16 protein-coding genes and 2 pseudogenes are annotated in these 18,112 nt (G+C 63.9%); 8 read left to right on the top strand and 10 right to left on the bottom strand.

Annotation, left to right across the window (positions count from 1 at the left end; translation table 11 throughout):
• Window positions 1–192 precede the first annotated feature (192 nt).
• The 5 genes from RW095_RS08805 (at window position 193) to RW095_RS08785 (ending at window position 6,355) form a co-directional block, all read left to right on the top strand.
• Window positions 193–3,657 carry a DEAD/DEAH box helicase gene (locus RW095_RS08805; RefSeq protein ID WP_317018519.1) on the top strand — a complete coding sequence of 1,155 codons (3,465 nt, stop codon included), beginning with the start codon at window positions 193–195 and terminating at the stop codon, window positions 3,655–3,657.
• Window positions 3,658–3,906: 249 nt separating this feature from the next.
• Entirely contained in the window at window positions 3,907–4,176 is a 270-nt protein-coding gene (locus tag RW095_RS08800) for a hypothetical protein (RefSeq protein WP_317018517.1), read from the top strand.
• A gap of 200 nt (window positions 4,177–4,376) precedes the next feature.
• A complete protein-coding gene (locus RW095_RS08795) occupies window positions 4,377–4,661 on the top strand; it encodes a hypothetical protein (protein WP_317018516.1) in 285 nt (94 codons plus the stop codon).
• Window positions 4,662–4,803: 142 nt separating this feature from the next.
• Window positions 4,804–5,592 (top strand): peptidoglycan DD-metalloendopeptidase family protein, encoded by a 789-nt coding sequence (locus RW095_RS08790; protein WP_394365115.1) that lies wholly within the window; start codon window positions 4,804–4,806, stop codon window positions 5,590–5,592.
• 88 nt (window positions 5,593–5,680) lie between these two features.
• Complete coding sequence (locus tag RW095_RS08785; protein ID WP_317018513.1) at window positions 5,681–6,355, top strand: septal ring lytic transglycosylase RlpA family protein; 675 nt, start codon at window positions 5,681–5,683, stop codon at window positions 6,353–6,355.
• Window positions 6,356–6,811: 456 nt separating this feature from the next.
• Here RW095_RS08785 and RW095_RS08780 read toward each other — a convergent pair whose 3' ends face one another.
• The 5 genes from RW095_RS08780 to RW095_RS08760 form a co-directional block, all read right to left on the bottom strand.
• Window positions 6,812–7,633, bottom strand: coding sequence for an IclR family transcriptional regulator (locus RW095_RS08780; protein WP_317018511.1), 822 nt, complete (start codon window positions 7,631–7,633; stop codon window positions 6,812–6,814).
• Between the two features lie 102 nt (window positions 7,634–7,735).
• A complete protein-coding gene (locus tag RW095_RS08775) occupies window positions 7,736–8,464 on the bottom strand; it encodes an SDR family NAD(P)-dependent oxidoreductase (RefSeq protein WP_317018509.1) in 729 nt (242 codons plus the stop codon).
• A gap of 19 nt (window positions 8,465–8,483) precedes the next feature.
• Window positions 8,484–9,785 (bottom strand): MFS transporter, encoded by a 1,302-nt coding sequence (locus RW095_RS08770; protein WP_317018508.1) that lies wholly within the window; start codon window positions 9,783–9,785, stop codon window positions 8,484–8,486.
• A 55-nt stretch (window positions 9,786–9,840) separates the two neighbouring features.
• On the bottom strand, window positions 9,841–10,590 hold the full coding sequence (locus RW095_RS08765; protein ID WP_317018506.1) for an SDR family NAD(P)-dependent oxidoreductase: 750 nt from the start codon (window positions 10,588–10,590) through the stop codon (window positions 9,841–9,843).
• Window positions 10,587–11,108: a 2,4'-dihydroxyacetophenone dioxygenase family protein gene (locus RW095_RS08760; protein ID WP_128596727.1), complete on the bottom strand. Its 522-nt coding sequence runs from the start codon at window positions 11,106–11,108 to the stop codon at window positions 10,587–10,589. The genes RW095_RS08765 and RW095_RS08760 overlap by 4 nt, the downstream gene beginning before the upstream one ends.
• Before the next feature lie 846 nt (window positions 11,109–11,954).
• On the opposite strand from RW095_RS08760, the pseudogene RW095_RS08755 reads away from it, so the two are divergent.
• The 3 genes and pseudogenes from RW095_RS08755 (at window position 11,955) to RW095_RS08745 (ending at window position 14,165) form a co-directional block, all read left to right on the top strand.
• A pseudogene (locus tag RW095_RS08755) lies at window positions 11,955–12,692 on the top strand (response regulator transcription factor).
• Window positions 12,689–13,807: pseudogene (locus RW095_RS08750) on the top strand (FecR domain-containing protein). Before RW095_RS08755 ends, RW095_RS08750 begins: the two co-directional pseudogenes overlap by 4 nt.
• Window positions 13,808–13,832: 25 nt before the next feature.
• The gene (locus RW095_RS08745) at window positions 13,833–14,165 is read left to right on the top strand and encodes a hypothetical protein (protein ID WP_317018504.1); all 333 of its coding nucleotides are present in this window, start codon (window positions 13,833–13,835) and stop codon (window positions 14,163–14,165) included.
• A gap of 5 nt (window positions 14,166–14,170) precedes the next feature.
• Here RW095_RS08745 and bluB read toward each other — a convergent pair whose 3' ends face one another.
• The 5 genes from bluB to cobA are packed head-to-tail and all read right to left on the bottom strand — an operon-like array spanning window position 14,171 to window position 17,921.
• Complete coding sequence (bluB, locus tag RW095_RS08740; RefSeq protein WP_317018502.1) at window positions 14,171–14,851, bottom strand: 5,6-dimethylbenzimidazole synthase; 681 nt, start codon at window positions 14,849–14,851, stop codon at window positions 14,171–14,173.
• Window positions 14,835–16,133, bottom strand: a complete 1,299-nt coding sequence (locus tag RW095_RS08735) for a cobyrinate a,c-diamide synthase (RefSeq protein ID WP_317018501.1) — start codon at window positions 16,131–16,133, stop codon at window positions 14,835–14,837. The genes bluB and RW095_RS08735 overlap by 17 nt, the downstream gene beginning before the upstream one ends.
• 2 nt (window positions 16,134–16,135) lie before the next feature.
• The gene (gene cobO / locus RW095_RS08730; RefSeq protein ID WP_317018499.1) at window positions 16,136–16,738 is read right to left on the bottom strand and encodes a cob(I)yrinic acid a,c-diamide adenosyltransferase; all 603 of its coding nucleotides are present in this window, start codon (window positions 16,736–16,738) and stop codon (window positions 16,136–16,138) included.
• Entirely contained in the window at window positions 16,735–17,157 is a 423-nt protein-coding gene (locus RW095_RS08725; RefSeq protein ID WP_317018497.1) for a cobalamin biosynthesis protein, read from the bottom strand. Before RW095_RS08725 ends, cobO begins: the two co-directional genes overlap by 4 nt.
• Window positions 17,154–17,921 (bottom strand): uroporphyrinogen-III C-methyltransferase, encoded by a 768-nt coding sequence (gene cobA / locus RW095_RS08720; protein ID WP_317018496.1) that lies wholly within the window; start codon window positions 17,919–17,921, stop codon window positions 17,154–17,156. Before cobA ends, RW095_RS08725 begins: the two co-directional genes overlap by 4 nt.
• Window positions 17,922–18,112: the final 191 nt, after the last annotated feature.

Raw genomic sequence — 18,112 nt, 5'->3', positions numbered from 1 at the left:
GCACCCCAAACCCGCCCGCAGGCTACCGCCACGCGAGCGCCACCTCGCACAGCCAATTCGCGCGAACGCGTAAAATGGCCGGTTATCACTGGCAGCCAGGCTCCGGGCGAACCAAGCGGTGGACAGCGCCGTCCGCCGGCAGTTGCCTCCCGCGCCGCCTGCCTTCGCCGGGCTTGAAGAGGATGCACCCAGATGTCGTCAGTTTTCTTTGATCGGGAACGGATTGCAGAATGGCTCGGTGAAAATACCGTCGCCAAGGCGCGCGCGGTCGGGCCCGTCAGCAACGTGACATGGCACGGGGCCACGCTGACTGGCGACGTGCAGGGCTCGCAGCCGCTTCCTTACAGAACGCGTGTACGTTTTCGCACCGACGGCGGCTTGCCGTGGGCCCAGAGCGACTGCACCTGCCCGGTCGGCCGCAATTGCAAGCATGTCGCCGCGCTGCTGCTGGCCGAGCTCGAATACCACGACGAGATGGACCACATCATCAACGTGGACGGCGATGAGCGTGACGAAAGCGCCGCCGTCTTCGCCCGATTTGCAGCGGCGGAACGCACCGCTCTGCAATCCGGCGTGCGTCCCGAACTGGTCAGCTGGCTCGAACGCTTCCGGGCACGCGCGGAAGCCGCCGACGCCGCTGTCCAGAAGGCGAGCGCCGCGCGCACCGAGACGCTCGCCTACCGGCTGAACTGGTCTGACTTCCACATGCGGCACGAGGTCGTGCTGCACCGCGCGCGCTGCAATCCGGATGGCCGGATCGTCTCCGTCGGCGAAACGTGGGGCAACGTCGAAGCGGCGCTCGTGAAGCAACCGGGGTTCGTGTCGGACGAAGATCTGTCCATCTTGCGCGGCCTGTGGCTCGGCCGTTCCCGCGAAGACTTCAGGCAATTCATTCTGCGCGGCACGAGCGGCGCGGAGATGCTGCAAAAGCTCATTGCCACCGGGCGCCTCTTCGTCGACTTCAGGATTGCGCCCGGTCATGACGGGCCCACGCCGCTCGCGCGTGCGGCCGACCGGCCCGGGCGCATCGAATGGGAGCCGCTTGCCGACCAGCGGCTGCGCCCGGTTCTGTGCACCGAGCCGCGCGCCAGCATGGTGTTGCCCACCGAGCCGGTCTGGTATGTGGACGGCGTGGCCAACGAGGCCGGTATCGTGCGCTCGTCGCTACCGTTCCAGCAATTGCCCGATTACCTCGCGATGCCGCCGATCTCGCTCGCCGAAGCGCCCCTTGTCGCGTCGGTGCTGCGCGAGGTCGCGCCGGATTTGCCGCTGCCGCCCACGCATGACGCGCCGGCCATCCGCGTGATCGACGTGGAGCCGGTGCCTGTGCTCACGCTCAATAGCCACGCGCTGCCGTCCGCCGGAAAGGCCAAGGGCCTCGCCGTCGAACTGGCCGGCGTGAGCTTCGACTATGACGGCGTCAGCATCAACGTGGACAGCAGCGTGACGCTCGTGCCCATGCCGGGCGGCGACGTCATTCATATCCGCCGCCGCTACGAGGTCGAGAAGAAGCGCCTGCTCGAACTTCGCAAGAGCGGGCTGCAGAAGGTGCCCACGAGCCGCGTGTTCACGTCGCGGCAACTGCCCCAAACGATGCTCGGCCTGGCCGATGCGGACGCCTGGTCCGCGTTTATCAGCGACGCGGTGCCGGAACTCGTCAGCAAAGGCTGGCGTGTGACGATGGCGCCGGAGTTCCGCTACAACGTCATCGAGATCGATGCGATCGACGGCACCGCGCATCAGGCGGGCGACGGCTGGTTCGATCTTGAAATGGGCATCCGCATCGGCGAGCGCAATGTGCGGCTCGAGCCGTTGCTCGCCGATCTGTTCCGGCGCGACCGGCGCTGGCTCGGCGGCGCGCTGGAGGCGATTGCCGACGACGAACCCATCGAATTGAAAACCGAAGAGAACAAGCGCCTGCGGCTGCGCGCAGACCGGCTCAAGCCGGTGGTGCGCGTGTTGGTCGATCTGTTCGATTCGCTCGGTGCGAGCCTGGCCGAGGGCGCACCGCTGCGCGTGCCTTCCGTGGACGCAGGCCGCCTTCAGGCGTTGAGCGATACCGGACGCTGGCAATTTCGCGGCGACGATTCCATCCGTGAACTCGCGCAGCGTTTGCAAGCCGGTCCCGGCTTGCGCGAGGTGCCGGTGCCTCACGGACTGCGCGCGGAACTGCGCGCGTATCAGCAGCAGGGTCTCAACTGGATGCAGTATCTGCGCGAGCAGGGTCTCGCGGGTGTCCTTGCCGACGATATGGGCCTTGGTAAAACTGTGCAGACGCTTGCGCATATCCTCGCCGAGAAGGAAGCGGGCAGGCTCGACCGGCCGGCGCTGATCGTGGTGCCGACCACGCTCGTGCACAACTGGCGCGAGGAAGCACGGCGCTTCGCGCCCGAGCTGAAGGTGCTGGTGCTGAACGGCCCGCAGCGCAAGGAGCGCTTCGAGCGGATCGGCGAACATGAACTGATCCTGACGACGTACGCATTGCTGTGGCGCGACCAGAAGGTGCTTGCCGAACACGAATATCACCTGCTGATTCTCGACGAGGCCCAGTACGTGAAGAACGCGACGACGAAAGCCGCGCAGGCAATCCGCGGCTTGAACGCGCGGCACCGGCTGTGTCTGACGGGCACGCCGCTCGAAAATCACCTGGGCGAACTATGGTCGCAGTTCGATTTTCTGCTGCCGGGTTTTCTCGGCAGCCAGAAGGACTTCACGCGCCGCTGGCGCAATCCGATCGAAAAGAATAACGACGGCGTGCGCCGCGCGTTGCTTGCACGTCGCATCCGGCCATTCATGCTGCGGCGTCGCAAGGACGAGGTCGCGAAAGAGTTGCCGGCCAAGACGACGATTGTGTGCTCCGTCGATCTGGAAGGTGCACAGCGCGATCTGTATGAAACCGTGCGTACGGCGATGCAGGAGAAGGTGCGCGCCGCCGTGAGCGCACAGGGTCTCGCGCGCAGTCACATCATCGTGCTCGACGCGCTGCTGAAGCTGCGGCAGGTGTGTTGCGATCCGCGACTTGTGCGCACGCTGCGGACTGCGGGCGAGGGCGGCGAACGCAGCGAAGACGCAGCCGGCAAGCCGGCGAGCCCCGATAAGGCGGAAAAGGGCGCACGAGGCATGCGCTCCGCCAAACTCGACCTGCTGCTGTCCATGCTGCCGGAGCTGATCGAAGAGGGACGCCGCGTGCTGTTGTTCTCGCAATTCACCGGCATGCTCGCGCTGATCGCCGAGGCGCTGAACGAAGCGGCGATTCCCTATGTGATCCTGACCGGCGACACGACGGATCGGATCACGCCCGTCGAGCGTTTTCAGCAAGGCGAAGTGCCGCTGTTCCTCATCAGCCTGAAGGCGGGCGGCGTGGGGCTGAACCTCACCGCTGCGGATACCGTGATCCACTACGACCCGTGGTGGAATCCCGCCGCCGAGAATCAGGCCACCGACCGCGCGCATCGACTCGGACAGGACAAGCCCGTGTTCGTCTACAAACTGATCGCGGCGGGCAGCATCGAAGAAAAGATCGTGGAATTGCAGGAGCAGAAGGCCGGTCTTGCCGACAGCATTCTCTCCGAAGACGCCGCCGGCGCGGCCAAGTTCTCCGACGACGACATCGACGCGCTGTTTGCGCCGATGCCCGAGCTCGAAGGCGGAAGGTGACGCGAACCGTTTCGGGACAGTGCGCGCCGGTCGTGCGTTCGAACATGAAGCAATAGCATCAGCCATTGAATACGGACGTTTTCCCGGTATTCAAAATCCCCAGATTTGACTCCGCATTGTTCAAAGACGTCACAAGTCGTCAAGAAACGCGGAGTTTGTCTATCTGCCGTCAACGGTTGTTTCCCGTATTCGTTGAACACGCGACCATCATCGGGTCAGTCAACGCAGTACGTTAAGGAAATAACCGTCATGAACAAGCATTTCGTCGCCGCCGCTGTCGCCGGCCTCTTCTCGATCGCAGCGTTCGCGCAGGCTTCGGCACCGGTCGCGGCCTCGTCGCAAGCTGCTGTTGCTGCGCCGCAAGAAACAAAGCCGGCAGTCCAGCACCATCACGCCACGAAGCAACACAAGCACGCGCATAAGCATGCGCACAAGCATTCGCACCATGCAGCATCGGCTGCCGGCGGCGAACAAAATGCCGCACCGGCATCCGACGAAGCAGCGCCCTCCAAGCCGTAACCTTTACGCCGCGTAGCGAGCCTGTGAAGACGCGGGCCGGTGCATGGCATCGGCCCGTTTCCTGTCTTGCCGTTCATTTCAGAAAATCTGCGCGAGACGCAGAGCACCGTCTTCTTCAGGCGGGCCAGTCGCGGGTCGACGGCGCGGAGCGTCGTTGGCGTTCTCGTTCGGATTCACATCTAGTTAGTTAGGACTCTTGTATGAAACGTATTTGTATTTCGATCGCGTTTGGTTGCGCGATGAGCCTGTCCGTCGTCGCTCAGGCAAAGAGCTTCGACTTCGCGCTCAGCCCCTCCGTGCACACGACTGCCAATGCTCCAGTGACACAAGGCTGGCACGACGGCCGCTATTGGGACGGTCACCGTTCGTGGAGCCGCGAGGAGTGGGAAGGCCGGCGCACGCACGCAGCGGGCGACCACGATGCTTATCGCTTCAATCGCGACACTCATTGCCCGCCGGGCCACGCGAAGAAACACGAGTGCTGATGTTCACGCCCGCATTGAACGCGTGCGCCGGTTGCGCAGCGTGTTCGACAGGCGGACCTCTCCATGCCGATCGCCGCACCACCGTAGCGGCGGTCGCTCGATGCGCCGCCTTGCACCATCCCGATCTCGTCCCACTGTTCCAATGAAAATGTGTTTGCCCCGTTGCGCCTTACCGGCCGTCCCGATCCTGCTCGCCTTCTCATTGGCCGGCGCGCTGAGCGGTTGCTCGCTGCTGGCGCCGAGCGGCCAGCCTGCAAGTCCGCCGATGACGTGGCCCTCTAGCCGAGTGCCTGCAGCCCCTAATGAGGCAATGGTTCCGGCTGGCTTCTATCGGGTGAATTCGGGCGATACCTTGACCGGCATTGCCAGGGCCTTTGGCCGCGACGCAGTGGCCATTGCCCACTGGAATCATTTGTCAGCGGATGGCGCACTGGATGCCGGCCAACTGCTGCGCGTCGCGCCGCCAGCGGGAGTTGCGAGCGCGCCTGCCGTATTGAATGCGCGCACGCCTGCAAGCCCCGAACCTCACACGAACGCAACTCAGAGTGTTGCGCCCATCGGCAAAGCGCGGCTTGCATGGCCGGTCAACGGTGCCGTTGCAGCGCCGTTCGTGGCAGGAAAAACCAAGGGTATTGCGATCGCCGCGGCTGCCGGCGAGCAGGTGAGAGCGGCGGCGAGCGGCAGAGTCGTGTACGCGGGCGGCGGCATTGCGGCTTATGGTCTGCTGGTCATCATCAAGCACGACTCACATTTGCTGACCGCCTATGCGAACAACCGCGCGCTGCTCGTGAAAGACGGCGCGCTCGTCAAGAAGGGGCAGGCGATTGCTGAGCTTTCCTCCGACTCCCACGGCGACGCTTCTTTGCATTTCGAAGTGCGCGACGGCGGCAAGCCCGTCGATCCGCTCAACTATCTTCCGAAGCGCCCTTAAGCCGATGCTTACGCGGCATCGCCGCTTCCTCGAACCGGACTCGACGCGGCGTGCTGTGACATGCAGCGCGCTGCGCAATGTAATGCCTATGACCTTTCGCTTCACCAACCGCACGGGTTTCACCGGCTTTCTCCGCCTGGCTGCAAAAAATCCTCTCGGTGTCATGCTCGCGTCGCTTGGCTGTGCGTGGGCGCTGGCCGGCTGCGCGCCGCCGGTCGTCGAGCATGCCGCCCTAACCAGCGGCAAGCCGGCCATTCGCACGGTCGAGCGGACGGCGCCTCATGCGTTGCAAGATCGCTATAACGATGGTGACGAGCGCGGCGCTGCACTCGCGCCGAGCTTATCGGCTGAACAGCCGCGATCCCAAGCGCAGTCCGCGGACGACGATTCGCCGGCAGTGCCGGCCTGCGCATGCAGCAGGCGCTTTCTGCAGACCGGCCTCGCGTCGTGGTACGGCAAGATGTTCCATGGTCGCCGCACCGCGAGCGGCGAGCGCTACAACATGCACGCATTGACCGCCGCGCACCTCACTTTGCCCCTGGGTGCCTGTGTGCGTGTGACGGCAGTGGGGCGCGCACGTTCGGTGGTCGTGCGGATCAACGACCGTGGGCCGTTCGTGCACGGACGGATCATCGATCTGTCGTATGCCGCTGCGGAGGCGATCGGTGTGAACGTTGCGGGCACCTTGCCGGTCAAGCTCGAATACATCGCGCCCGCGCGTGGCGTGGACGGCGCTCGTCGCTGCGTGAACCGGGCAGCCTGAGGGTTGACCGCATGCCTTGGAGATTTCGATGTAGCCGGATTTCGCGCGACTTACGCTTGAAAGAATCGCTTCCCCACGTGAGATCTCGCGCGTTCGCGCCCGACTGTAACAAATGATCGCCGTCTGTAAATGTTCAAATTTCGACGCCTGTCGTCGCAAGGATTCGATGCCTAACGGTGTTGAATTTGCGGGCCTGGTTATTACGGCCTGCGTAATATCTACCGCGTCGTTCGTTACAAACGTAGTTCTTTCATCTTGAGGATGATTTGCATAGCGGGTACTTTTCGTCCACTCGTGAGGTAGCCCCCGCGAGCGTGTGGTGTTTTTTAGCGGCGTCGCGTCCCAACCGGGCACGACGCCGTTTTTTTTCGCATTGGCCGAGCAGGGCAGCAGGAGCCTGGCCGTCGCTGCTATTGGCGTGTGCGGCCGGTTCCTACGCGGCGAGTGTGTATCCGGCTAGCGTCCCGCCGTCGGCCCGAGGCGCGCGGCGACGGCGCGGCAAGCGGCCAGCAGCGGCTCGATGTAGCGGCTTTGCGGGTCGTTTTGCAGCCGGAAGGTCGGCATGCTGATGCTGATGCAGCCCACCGTGCGCCCGTCGGCGCCACGAATCGCCGCGCCGTAGCAGGAGATCGCCTCTTCGTTCTCCTCGCGATCTTCGGCGTAACCGCGTTGCTCGGTCGCGATCAGTTCGCGGCGGATTTCGTCAAGGTCGGTCAGCGTGTTGGCAGTGAAGCGTCGCAGCGGCGCATGCACGAGCAGCGCTTCACGTTCGCGCATGTCGAGCGTGGCGAGATAGGCCTTGCCGACCGAACTGGACGTCAGCGATACGCGCGTGCCGATGCGCGACGCCATACGCACTGCATGGGGACTTTCGAGCTTTTCGATGTAGACCATCTCGCCCTGGCTCGGCACCGCGAGGTGGATCGTCTCCGAGGTGCTGTTGCGCAGATCCATCAAAGCGTCCACCGCTGCGAGGCGCAGATCCGAACGCTCCCAGCTGCGGCTCGCCAGATTGACGAGGCGCGGACCGAGGTTGAACGTGTTGCCGGTCCCGGTCGCGACGATCATGCCTTCCGCCTGCAACGCGGCCACGATCCGGTGGACCGTGGGACGCGGATAGCCGCTTGCGGCACTGAGTTTCGCGACGTTGGGTGGCGCGTCGGCATCCGCGACGAGTTGCAGGACTGCAATGAACTTCGAGAACGCGGCGGCGCCGGCCACGGTTTTTGCATCGGCGCCGCCCTTGTCGGCGGACGGCTTGGGATCGGTAGTAGACATCAGGCTTACATGAGCGAAGTTGGCCAATTATGCCTTCATTTCCAGGCCCTGCCGGCACCGGTCCACGGCGAGATGCTTTCACTGATCGCGGCGCCGGGCCGCTTATGCAACCAGATAGCCGCCGTCGACCGGCACGATTGCGCCGGTCATGAACGACGCAGCCGGCGTGCACAGAAACACCGCCACCTGCGCCACTTCTTCGGGCGTTCCCCAGCGCCGCATCGGCGTGCGATCCAGAATGGCCTGTGAGCGACCCTCGTCGTCCTGCAATGCCTGCGTGAGAGGCGTCGCGATCCAACCCGGCGCAATTGCGTTCACGCGGATGCCGTCCGCGGCATAGGCAATCGCCAGAGACTTCGTCAACTGAGCGACCGCCCCTTTGCTGGCGCTGTATGCGGGCACGAGGCCGCCGCCGAAAAAGCTCAGCATGGAGGCCGTGTTCACAATGCAACCCGACGAGGCTTTCAGCAGTTCTCGCGCGCCGGCGCACACGCGCATCGTGCCGTTCAGATTGATGTCCATCACGCGTTCGAATACGTCGATACGGTGTTCCTCGACACGGCTGATGACGCCCGCGCAATTGACGACGATGTCAAGATGTTCGAACCCGTTCAGCATCGCAGTGACATCGTCGGCGGAGCGCACGTCGAGCGTCGCACGCTCGACTTCGCTGCGCAACGTGTCCGGCGCGCCCTCGGGCAGCGGAAGACCGGCGGCCACTGTCTTCGCGCCGAGCTGCGCGAGTCCGTTCGCGATTGCCGCGCCGATGCCGGAGAGCGCACCGGTTACGAGAGCGGTTTTACCTTCGAGTAGATCAGTCTGGAATGTCATGTGTATCGGCAATGAGCGTTCAGGTACGTTGGGTTGCGAGCGCCTCGGAGCGCGGCGCGGGCGCCACTTCCTTGACGACGAACAGGTAGACGAACGCAGCGGCGAAGGCCACGCCCGCGCTGATCAGCAGCGCATTCACGAACGAATGCGTTTGATCGACCACGATGCCGGTGATGACCGGCGCAAACGAGCCGCCCAGGTAGCCGCCGAAGTTCTGCATGCTGCCGAGCGAAGCAACGAGATGGCGGGGCGCCGCCACGCTCACTAATGCCCATGCGCTGCCGCTCGAAAGATTCACGAACAGCATGGCGAGCGACACATAGACGATCGCAAGCGTGGTGCTCGGCGTGTAGGCGGCGGGAACCGTGAACGCTGCCGCGCCGATCAGACCGACGCACACGGGCCACTTGCGGCTTTTAATCGGCGCCATGCCGCGCTTGAGCAGGTAGTCGGCGATATAGCCGCTGCTTGCCATGCCGATGGTGCCGAAAATATAGGGAATCGTCACCAGCCAACCCGTGTGCGCGATGCTCAGATGACGCTCCTTCTCGAGATAGCCGGGCAGCCAAGTGAGATAGAGCCACACCATGTAGATCACGCCCATGAAGCCGAAAATCATCCCCCACGTATTGCGCAGTTTGAAGAGCGCACCCCATTCGGCAAACGTGAGTCCTTTCGGGCTTTGCACGGCCTCGGCGCCTTCGTTCAGATGAGCGGTTTCGGATTCGGTGAGCGCGACCTGATCGCGATTCCGGTAGAACATGTACCAGCCTATCGCGACGACGACACCCAGCACGCCCATGACGATGAACATGGTTCGCCATCCGAATGAAAGCATGAGCACGGTGAGAAGCGGCGGTGCGAGCATAGGCGCGATGGTCGACGACGAGATAAACGTGCCGGTTGGCGCACCGCGCTCGCGCACGGCAAACCATTCGTTGACCACTTTTGCGCCTGCTGGAAAGAGCGGCGCTTCGGCTATGCCCAGCACGATCCGTGCGGCGAGAAAATGATTGAGGGTCTGGATGAAGCCGCCCGCGACCTGCGCAAGCGACCAGACCAGCATGCCCAGACCCAGCACGACGCGCGATCCGAACCGGTCCAGCAACGCGCCCACGGGCAACTGCGCGAATGCGTACGCAAGCGAAAACGCCGACAGCAACAGGCCCATCTGCGCAGCGGACAGATGGAGCTCCTCGCTCACGAGGTGATTCGCAATCGACAGCGTGCTGCGATCGAGATAATTGACAATGCCGGCAATCGTCAGAAATACGACGGCGACTATCTGTATGCGTTTCAGGCGCTGGGGTTTCTGCAGCATATTCGTCTCCTGGCCAATCTGGCTCTGATATGTAGGGAATGTGCGGAGCGAGCGTTTAGTAGGTCGCGCGTCCGCCGGAAAGATCGAAGATCGCGCCGGTGCTGAACGAGCAGGAATCCGAACAAAGCCATAGTGCGAGATCGGCCACCTCCTGCGTCGTGCCGAGCCGGCCCATCGGGCTCTTGTCGATCATGGTCTGCACATGGCTTGGCGACATCTGTTCGAGAAGTGGCGTCTGAACGGCTGCGGGCGCGATACCGTTCACGAGGATGCCGGTTTGCGCCAGCTCCTTGCCGAGCGATTTCGTCATCGCGATCACACCCGCTTTGGCAGCGCTGTAGGCCGACGAGTTCGGCGTGCCTTCCTTGCCCGCGAGCGAAGCCACGTTGACGACACGTCCGGCGTTCGCGCGACGCATCACCGGCACCACGAGGCGGCTCACGTGATAGGTGCCGAGGAGATTCACCTCGATCACGCGCTGCCATTCGAGCGGATCGTATTCGTCGAGCGGCATCGTGGGCCCGGCGAAGCCTGCATTGTTCACGAGGTAGTCGATGCGTCCGTATGCATCCAGCGTTGCGGCGAGTGCGGTTTCGATCGAGTCGACACGCGTGATGTCGACAGCGAAATGGCGCGGTGCACGCGGCGCATCGAGATCGCCCGGCACGCGGTCCCAGTTCACCGCCGACGCGCCGTTGCGCGCGAAGGCGTCGCAAATCGCGCGTCCGATACCGCCCCCCGCGCCCGTCACCACGGCGACACGGCCGGAAAAGTCGTATCCGGCGAAGCTCGAGCGGCTGTTCATCGGATGAACTGGTCCACGAAATCTTCGCCGAGTCCTACGGCCGCGTAGTGCTTACGGCACATGTCGATCTTCGTGAACACGTCCTCGTAGCCGGTGTAGTTGCCGTAGGGGTCGCAATAGAACATCACGCCGTTGACCTGGAAGTAAGTGATCATTTCCTCGACGTCTTCGGGCACGTAGAGCGTGTGCGTCTCGCCGGGCGGCTCGTACACGTAGCTGCCTTCGGTCGCGACCCAGTCATGCTCCAGATACCGCCAGCGGCCCTTGAGCACCATGCCGTGCACGGCTTGCGGATGCCGGTGGCGGCTCAGCACGCCCGACTTGCGAACGCGCAGCAGATTCATCCAGTAGCCTTGCGACGCGTTCAGGCACAGCGGGCGGAACGAGACGTTCTCGGCTTGCGGCACCCAGACGCGCTCGTCCGTCGGAATTGCAGAAGGAACGACAATTTCCTGTTGCGCTTCTTTCGGGAAAGGAAGCTGGTACGGCGTCATGGGTGAATGGGTCGCCTCTGGCATGCGTGCTCTCCTTACGTGTGTCCATAATATGGACGCTATGTCCATGATGTGGTTGATTATGGGATGGCGTTTATAGATGGGTCAAGCCTGGGGATTTCACTTAGTCCGTGGTCTCGCAAGCCACGTCCGTGATGAAGGGCGCCTTGCCCATCGAAATCCGATCACCGCATGATCGACCGTATAGTTTGTGAGGACTTGACGGCTTCATTGCGCGTCTACAACGCGACATCGGACCGATTTGACAATCCTTAAACGATTTATTTCGAGACCGTTTCTATACTCACTCAAATTGTCAAATCGCTGTTTCCGAAAAGCCTGCCGCAGTTTGAAAAAAGAAAGTCGCGGGGCCTGCACCCGTGCGAGAGAGCCCACTTTCTTATATGGCGAGCCCATACGGGCCGAAAGTAACCGGCGGGACCTGAGAGGCGCCGCGAATGGCGCGCAGAACCGGCAGAAGCGGTATGCGGCCCGACAGCCGCCGTCGCTGAACCGTTTAAGGGCATTCAGCAAAGATCGACCGTCTTTTCGATTATGATTATCGGCGGCTGATAATCGCCGCTCCCGAATCGAAAAATGCGCGCTAATTTTGAGATGGGGTGGCAGCAGGGTTGTATTGGGCGCGAGGCGAAGGACCATTAGTCGAAAGAGAGTCAAAGAAACTTCAAACCGAAGATGAATGAAAAGCCGGATCGCCGGTGCCGGCGTGCACCGGCATCCCGGTCGATCCGCCGGATTGCCGGTAACCGGTCGCGGCCGCTGAGATGCGGCTGCGCCAGTTACCAGCGAACGACGAACAAACGACGAACAAACGACGAACAAACGACGAAGTCGCGTTGCGGGGTTTTTATGAGAATTGCTGTCCTGGATGACGATTCGGCGCAGGCCGATCTGGTTTGCCAAACGCTGTCGGCGGCGGGCCATGTTTGTCACGCATACGGCGCGGGGCGCGAACTGGTGCGGCAGTTACGGCGTCAGACATTCGACCTGCTCGTGCTCGATTGGAATGTGCCTGACATGTCGGGCGAGGAAGTATTGCGCTGGGTGCGGGAAAGCCTGTCAGAACGCTTGCCCGTGCTGTTCATGACCAGCCGCGGACAGGAGAGCGACATCACGTCGATCCTGAACATCGGCGCCGACGACTACGTCGTCAAGCCGGTCCCGGCCGCCGTACTGCTCGCGCGCGTCGGTTCGCTGCTGCGCCGCGCCTATCATCTGAAGCCGCCGGCGGCGAGGGAAGTCTTCGGCGAATTCTAGTTCGATCTGCATGCAAAGCATGTAGTGGTGCGCGGCAAGAAGGTGGCGGTCACGCAGAAGGAGTTCGAGCTCGCGCTGCTGCTGTTCCAGCATCTGAGCCGGCCGCTGTCGCGCGCGCATATTCTCGACGTCATCTGGAAGCAGGCGACGGACATCCCGTCGCGCACGATGGACACGCACGTCTCGATGCTGCGCAGCAAGCTCGGTCTGCGGCCCGAACACGGCTACCGTTTGACGCCGATTTACGGCTATGGCTACAGGCTGGAGCGGTTGCAGTCCGCGAGCGATGCACCGGCAGCCGCAGACCGTCCGCAAGCGGGGCAGGCGTGACGTTTTCCGTCGACGGCGCTTCAGCCATGCGCGGCAGGGCCGGCTCGACGGGCCGCCGCGCGGGCGCCGTGCTGGCGGCCGCGGGACTGTTCGCGTTGGCCTGCTTCGCGCCCGCTTCGGCCCATGCGCAGCCGTCCCGCGCGTCGAAGCAGCGCGCGAAAGCCGCGCCGCCCGCCTATGTTTCCTACGTGACGCACGCAGGCGACACACTCTATGAAATCGCGAGCCGCTATCTCAGCGATACCGGCGACTGGGCCGTGCTCAGTCGTATCAATCACGTGCCCGCACCGCGTCGCATGGCGGCCGGCATTGCGCTGCGTTTGCCAGCCGACAAACTGAAGCAGGACCCGGAGACGGCACGAGTGATCGCGACGAGCGGTCCGGCCGAACATGCGTCCGGCGCGAGCCGTTATCTGCCGCTCACGACTGGCGCAACGCTTGACGAAGGCGATCGCATCCGCACTGGACCCAACGGCTTCGTCACACTGGAGTTGTCCGACGGCTCTCATCTGACGATGACTCAAAACGGCACGCTCGACATCGACAGGTTGCGGCGGACCACGCTGACGGGCGCCGGCGACCGTCAACTGGAACTGCGCCGCGGGCAGGTCGAGAGCCAGGTCACGCATGCCACTAAGAAAGACGACCGCTTCCAGATCCGTTCGCCGTCGGTGGTCGCGGGCGTGCGCGGGACGCGCTTCAGGGTCGCTTACGACGGCGACGCGCAAACCCACGGCAGTCGAAGTGCTGGACGGCGCGGTCGGCGTCGATCCGGTCGCGGCGCTCTCGCGCAAGTCGGCACCGCTGCCGGGCGTGCCGCTGCAGGCGTCGGCGCAACTGCTCGCGGCGCGCTTTGGCAGCGTTACGCGAGCCGGCGCCGCGATAGGCGATGCAGTCGCGCTGCTTCCCGCACCGACGCTCAGGGAGCCGGCGAGAGTGCAGGACGGCAAGACGGTGGCCTTTGATCTGATTCCGCGGATCTGTCGGGCGGGCAACTGGTGGTGAGCGATCTGCCGCCAGGCGTCTATTACTGGACCATCGTTGCCGAGCAGTTCGACAACGGCCGCTTGTACGAGACGGCCAGCGCAGTTCGCACGTTTATGCTTGCCCGCTGACGCTGGTAGATTCAATGGCTCGCACGTGGTCGCGCAGATCGGTGTTGGTGTGAGCGACTGCGCGTCTGGCGATTGCGGCCCGCTGACCGACGCACCGGTCTCGCTATTCGGCGCACGCGTCTACCGTCATACGCTCACGCTGCGGTTTTTCGAACGCGCGAGCGGGCGCGAAGTGTACAAGGTCAGCGCGGCAAGTACAGACCACGACGCCGATCCGCTGAGCGCCTTGCCCGCGCTGATCAGAAGCGCGCTGGTGCAATTCCCGTTCGACCCACCGGCCGACTGGCGCGTTAGGTTGCGCACGAATGAAAAGCGCGGCGTGCCGGACGTGGTCTCGGTGACGCCGCTCCAAAAATAACACCGCTACAGCGGATCGCGCGGTGACTGCTCCTGCGGTATCGGATCTTCGGGCCAGCGGTTTTCAAACACGCAATCGGCGAGCGGCGTGCGCTCCGCCCATCGCTCGGTTTGCAGCATCGGTTCGCTATAAAAATGGTCGACGTGGCCAAGACACAGTATGGCGACGGGCCGCGCGCCTTCCGGCATGCGCAGAAGCCGGCGCACTGCGTCGACGTCGAACAGGGACACCCAGCCCATGCCGAGCCCTTCCGCGCGGGCGGCGAGCCACATGTTCTGGATCGCGCACGCCACCGATGCGAGGTCCATTTCCGGCAGTGTGCGGCGGCCGAAAATGTGCCGCTCGCGGCCGTCCATCAGCGCCATGACGAGCAGTTCTCCGCATTCCAGCATGCCTTCCACTTTCAGCTTCATGAACTCTTCGCGGCGTTTGCCGAGCGCGTCGGCGGTGGCAAGCCGTTCGCTTTCGACGTTCGCATGCAAGGCGCTACGCAAGCCGGGATCGGTGATGCGCGCGATGCGCCACGGCTGCATGAAGCCCACGCTCGGCGCATGATGCGCGGCATCGAGCAGACGCTGCAATACCGCGGCATCGACGGGATCGCGCACGAAATGGCGCATGTCGCGGCGCTCGTAAATCGCGCGATAGACCGCGTCGCGGTCGGCTTCGTTAAAAGGCTTCGCCATTGAACAGAGCGGCCGTGAAGGCCGGGTTGGAGGGCCAGTAAGCGTGCATGTAAGTCGCGACAATCGAGCCGACGCGATATACAGCCTCGCCCGGTGCATCGCCTTGAGGCCGCGTGGCTGAACGCAACGGCGAGAGCGACATGCTCAGCTTCGAGTAGTGAAACGTGTGGCCGGTCATTGGACCATGCATGCTGTCGATCTGTTGCATGCCGAGCCCCGTGAAGCGTGTATGCATCGTCGCGTGACCGGGCAGCAGGCCGAGCATCGACGTGCTGACACCTTGCGTGTCGGTGAGCATATCGAGCAGATATAGCATGCCGCCGCATTCGGCGACGAGCGGTTTGCCGGCCGCCGCGTGCGCGCGGATGGCCGCGGCGCTGCGGGCATTCGCGGCGAGCGCCGCCGCGTGCAGTTCAGGATATCCGCCGGGCAGATACAACGCGTCGGTGTCGGAGGGCAACGCTTCGTCGGCGAGCGGCGAAAAGTAGTGGACATGGGCGCCGAGCGCTTCGAGCAGCGTGACGTTGGCCGGGTAGATGAACGAGAAAGCGGCATCGCGCGCGATGGCAATTTTTCTGTTGTGCAGAAGGCGCGGAAGTACTTGCGGTGTGGGCGGGCCAAACTCCACGGCGGGCGGCAACTCGGCCAGCACTGTATGACTGAGCGCGTCGGCGGCGCGATCCAGACGCGCGTCGAGATCGTCGATTTCCGCGGCCTGATGCAAGCCAAGGTGGCGATCGGGCAATTCGATTTCGTCGCTGGCGGCAATGTGCCCGCACCAGCGTAGCGGGGGCGGCAACGCCTCTTCGAGCATTTGCGCATGACGCGAGGAGCCGACGCGGTTTGCGAGCACGCCATGAAACGGCACCTGAGGCCGGAAATTGGCGAGGCCGAATGCGACCGCGCCGAAGGTCTGCGCCATCGCCTTGGCCGAAATCACCGCGAGTACCGGCACGCCGAAAGCGGTCGCGAGATCGGCGCTGCTCGGCGTGCCGTCGAAGAGACCCATCACACCTTCGATCAGGATCAGGTCGGCTTCGTCCGCCGCCTGCGCGAGAAGATTGCGGCAGGCGTCCCTGCCGACCATCCACAGATCGAGCGACAGCACAGGCGCGCCGCTTGCGCGCGAGAGGATCATCGGATCGAGAAAGTCGGGCCCGGTCTTGAACACGCGCACACGCCGCCCCAGTCGCCGATGGTAGCGCGCGAGGCCCGCGGTAATCGTGGTCTTGCCTTGACCCGACGCGGGCGCGCTGATAAAAAGCGCGGGGCAGGCGGACACCTTCAGAACTCCACGCCGCGCTGCGCCTTGACGCCTTGCTCGCGGTACGGATGCTTGACGATACGCATCTCGGTGACGAGGTCGGCGGCTTCGATCAGCGCGTCGGGCGCGTGGCGGCCGGTCACGACCACATGCAGCATCGCCGGACGCGCGTTGATGACGGACAGCACTTCGTCGAGCGGCAAATATTCGTACTTGAGCACCGTGTTCAGTTCGTCGAGGATGACCATCTGATAATCGCCGCTTTCGATCATCCTGCGTGCTTCGTCCCAGCCTTTGCGCGCGGTGGCGATGTCGGCGTCGCGGTTCTGCGTGTTCCAGGTGTAGCCGTCGCCCATCGTCACGAAGTCGCAGTTGGCAATTGCGCCGAGGAAGTCGCGCTCCGACGTATGCAGCGCGCCCTTGATGAACTGCACGACGCCAAGGCGCATGCCGTGGCCTAGCACACGCACGGCCATGCCGAAGGCGGCGGTTGTCTTGCCCTTGCCGGTGCCGGTGTTGACGATCAGCAGACCCTTTTCGACGGTCGCGTTGGCCTGCTTCTTTTCGTGGCCTTCGCGCCGGCGTTCGGTCATGCGTTGGTGCGATTCGCGATCGGTCTTCATGGAAGGTCCTGTTGGATGATGGTGACAGTGTCTGCTTGTGCGGGTTCGGTCGAAGCAATCGCCACGGTGACACCAGCGTAAACGGTTTTGCGAGCGATCAGACGCGCGGTGCGGGCGGCGGCCACCCCGAGCAACGCGCACGGTTCGCACACGCCGTCCACGCCGAGATGCTCGCGCGCGGCGACCGACGGTTCGTGAACGCTGATCGCGGCAATCTGCTCGCGGTTGAACACTTGCAGCGGCAACCCGTGACGCGCGCAGAATTCCAGCAGGCCCTGTTCGTCCGCTTTCGTTTCAATAGAGGCTACCGTTGCAATCTCTTCGAAGGCGTGCGAACCGAGCGCTGCGCGCACCGCCGTTTCGATTTCGTCCGCCGATGTATGCAGGCGGCAGCCGATGCCCACGCTAAGCGTTTTCATTTCGCGTCCGGCGAAGACGCCGCATCCGATGAGCTTGCCGCGGCGGCACGCGCGAGCGCCAGCGACGCGACGCCGCCGATCACCACGATCGCAGGCGAGCCGAGTCCCGCACGCGCGACGGCATCGGCAAATTCGCCGAGGGTGGAAAGTGCATGGCGTTGCTCCGGACGCGTGGCCGATTCGATTGCCGCACACGGCGTGTCGGCGCGCATGCCGGCCGCGAGCAATGCGCCGACGATGTCGTTCAGCCGCCGCATGCCCATGTAGATGACGAGGGTCATGCGGGTGGCGGCGAGCGCGGCCCAATCCGGCTCGCTGCTGCCCGCGCCGTGGCCGGTCACGAATATCACGCCTTGCGCGTGATCGCGGTGTGTAACCGGAATGCCGATAGCCGCGGGCGCCGCGATTCCCGCTGTGATTCCGCTGACGATCTCCACTTCGATACCTGCGGCATGCAGCGCCTGCTGCTCTTCGCCGCCTCTGCCGAACACGAACGGATCGCCGCCCTTGAGCCGCGCGACGCTGCGCCCGGCACGCAGATGCTCGAGCATTTGCGCGACGATGCCTTCTTGCGGCGTCGACGGATGACCGCCGCGTTTGCCGACATAGAGAACTGACGCATCGGCGCGCGCGAATTGCAGCACGTCGGGATTCACGAGATCGTCGACGAGTATCACGTCGGCTTGTGCGAGGGCGCGCGTCGCCTTCAGCGTCATCAGTTCGACGTCGCCGGGACCTGCGCCGATCAGCCACGCGCGTGTCATCGCGGCTCGCTAATCGTGCACGGCAACGACGTTGCGCGCCACACCGACACGCACCATGCGGAGCGGCACGCGAATGGGCCCAATTGAGTGGAGATCGAAGTCATTCAAGCGGTGTCTTCACGCACGACGGCACGCGCGGGTGCGGACCCGGTCGCTGCATCGTGCTTCAGCGCCTTCACATCCGTCCCTCG

The organism is Paraburkholderia kirstenboschensis (assembly GCF_032806925.1).
In the GTDB taxonomy this organism is placed as follows: Bacteria; Pseudomonadota; Gammaproteobacteria; order Burkholderiales; family Burkholderiaceae; genus Paraburkholderia; species Paraburkholderia kirstenboschensis.
The sequence above is the reverse complement of the archived record's forward strand: the minus strand, read 5'-3'. Positions and strand labels throughout refer to the sequence as shown.

Coding starts and splice junctions, on each gene's coding strand:
- cobO (WP_317018499.1), bottom strand. CDS start 16,738: ATGAAGACCGATCGCGAATCGCACCAACGCATGACCGAACGCCGGCGC.
- RW095_RS08805 (WP_317018519.1), top strand. CDS start 193: ATGTCGTCAGTTTTCTTTGATCGGGAACGGATTGCAGAATGGCTCGGT.
- bluB (WP_317018502.1), bottom strand. CDS start 14,851: ATGGCGAAGCCTTTTAACGAAGCCGACCGCGACGCGGTCTATCGCGCG.
- RW095_RS08790 (WP_394365115.1), top strand. CDS start 4,804: ATGAAAATGTGTTTGCCCCGTTGCGCCTTACCGGCCGTCCCGATCCTG.
- RW095_RS08760 (WP_128596727.1), bottom strand. CDS start 11,108: ATGCCAGAGGCGACCCATTCACCCATGACGCCGTACCAGCTTCCTTTC.
- RW095_RS08785 (WP_317018513.1), top strand. CDS start 5,681: ATGACCTTTCGCTTCACCAACCGCACGGGTTTCACCGGCTTTCTCCGC.
- RW095_RS08780 (WP_317018511.1), bottom strand. CDS start 7,633: ATGTCTACTACCGATCCCAAGCCGTCCGCCGACAAGGGCGGCGCCGAT.
- RW095_RS08765 (WP_317018506.1), bottom strand. CDS start 10,590: ATGAACAGCCGCTCGAGCTTCGCCGGATACGACTTTTCCGGCCGTGTC.
- RW095_RS08725 (WP_317018497.1), bottom strand. CDS start 17,157: ATGAAAACGCTTAGCGTGGGCATCGGCTGCCGCCTGCATACATCGGCG.
- RW095_RS08795 (WP_317018516.1), top strand. CDS start 4,377: ATGAAACGTATTTGTATTTCGATCGCGTTTGGTTGCGCGATGAGCCTG.
- RW095_RS08775 (WP_317018509.1), bottom strand. CDS start 8,464: ATGACATTCCAGACTGATCTACTCGAAGGTAAAACCGCTCTCGTAACC.
- RW095_RS08770 (WP_317018508.1), bottom strand. CDS start 9,785: ATGCTGCAGAAACCCCAGCGCCTGAAACGCATACAGATAGTCGCCGTC.
- RW095_RS08800 (WP_317018517.1), top strand. CDS start 3,907: ATGAACAAGCATTTCGTCGCCGCCGCTGTCGCCGGCCTCTTCTCGATC.
- cobA (WP_317018496.1), bottom strand. CDS start 17,921: ATGACACGCGCGTGGCTGATCGGCGCAGGTCCCGGCGACGTCGAACTG.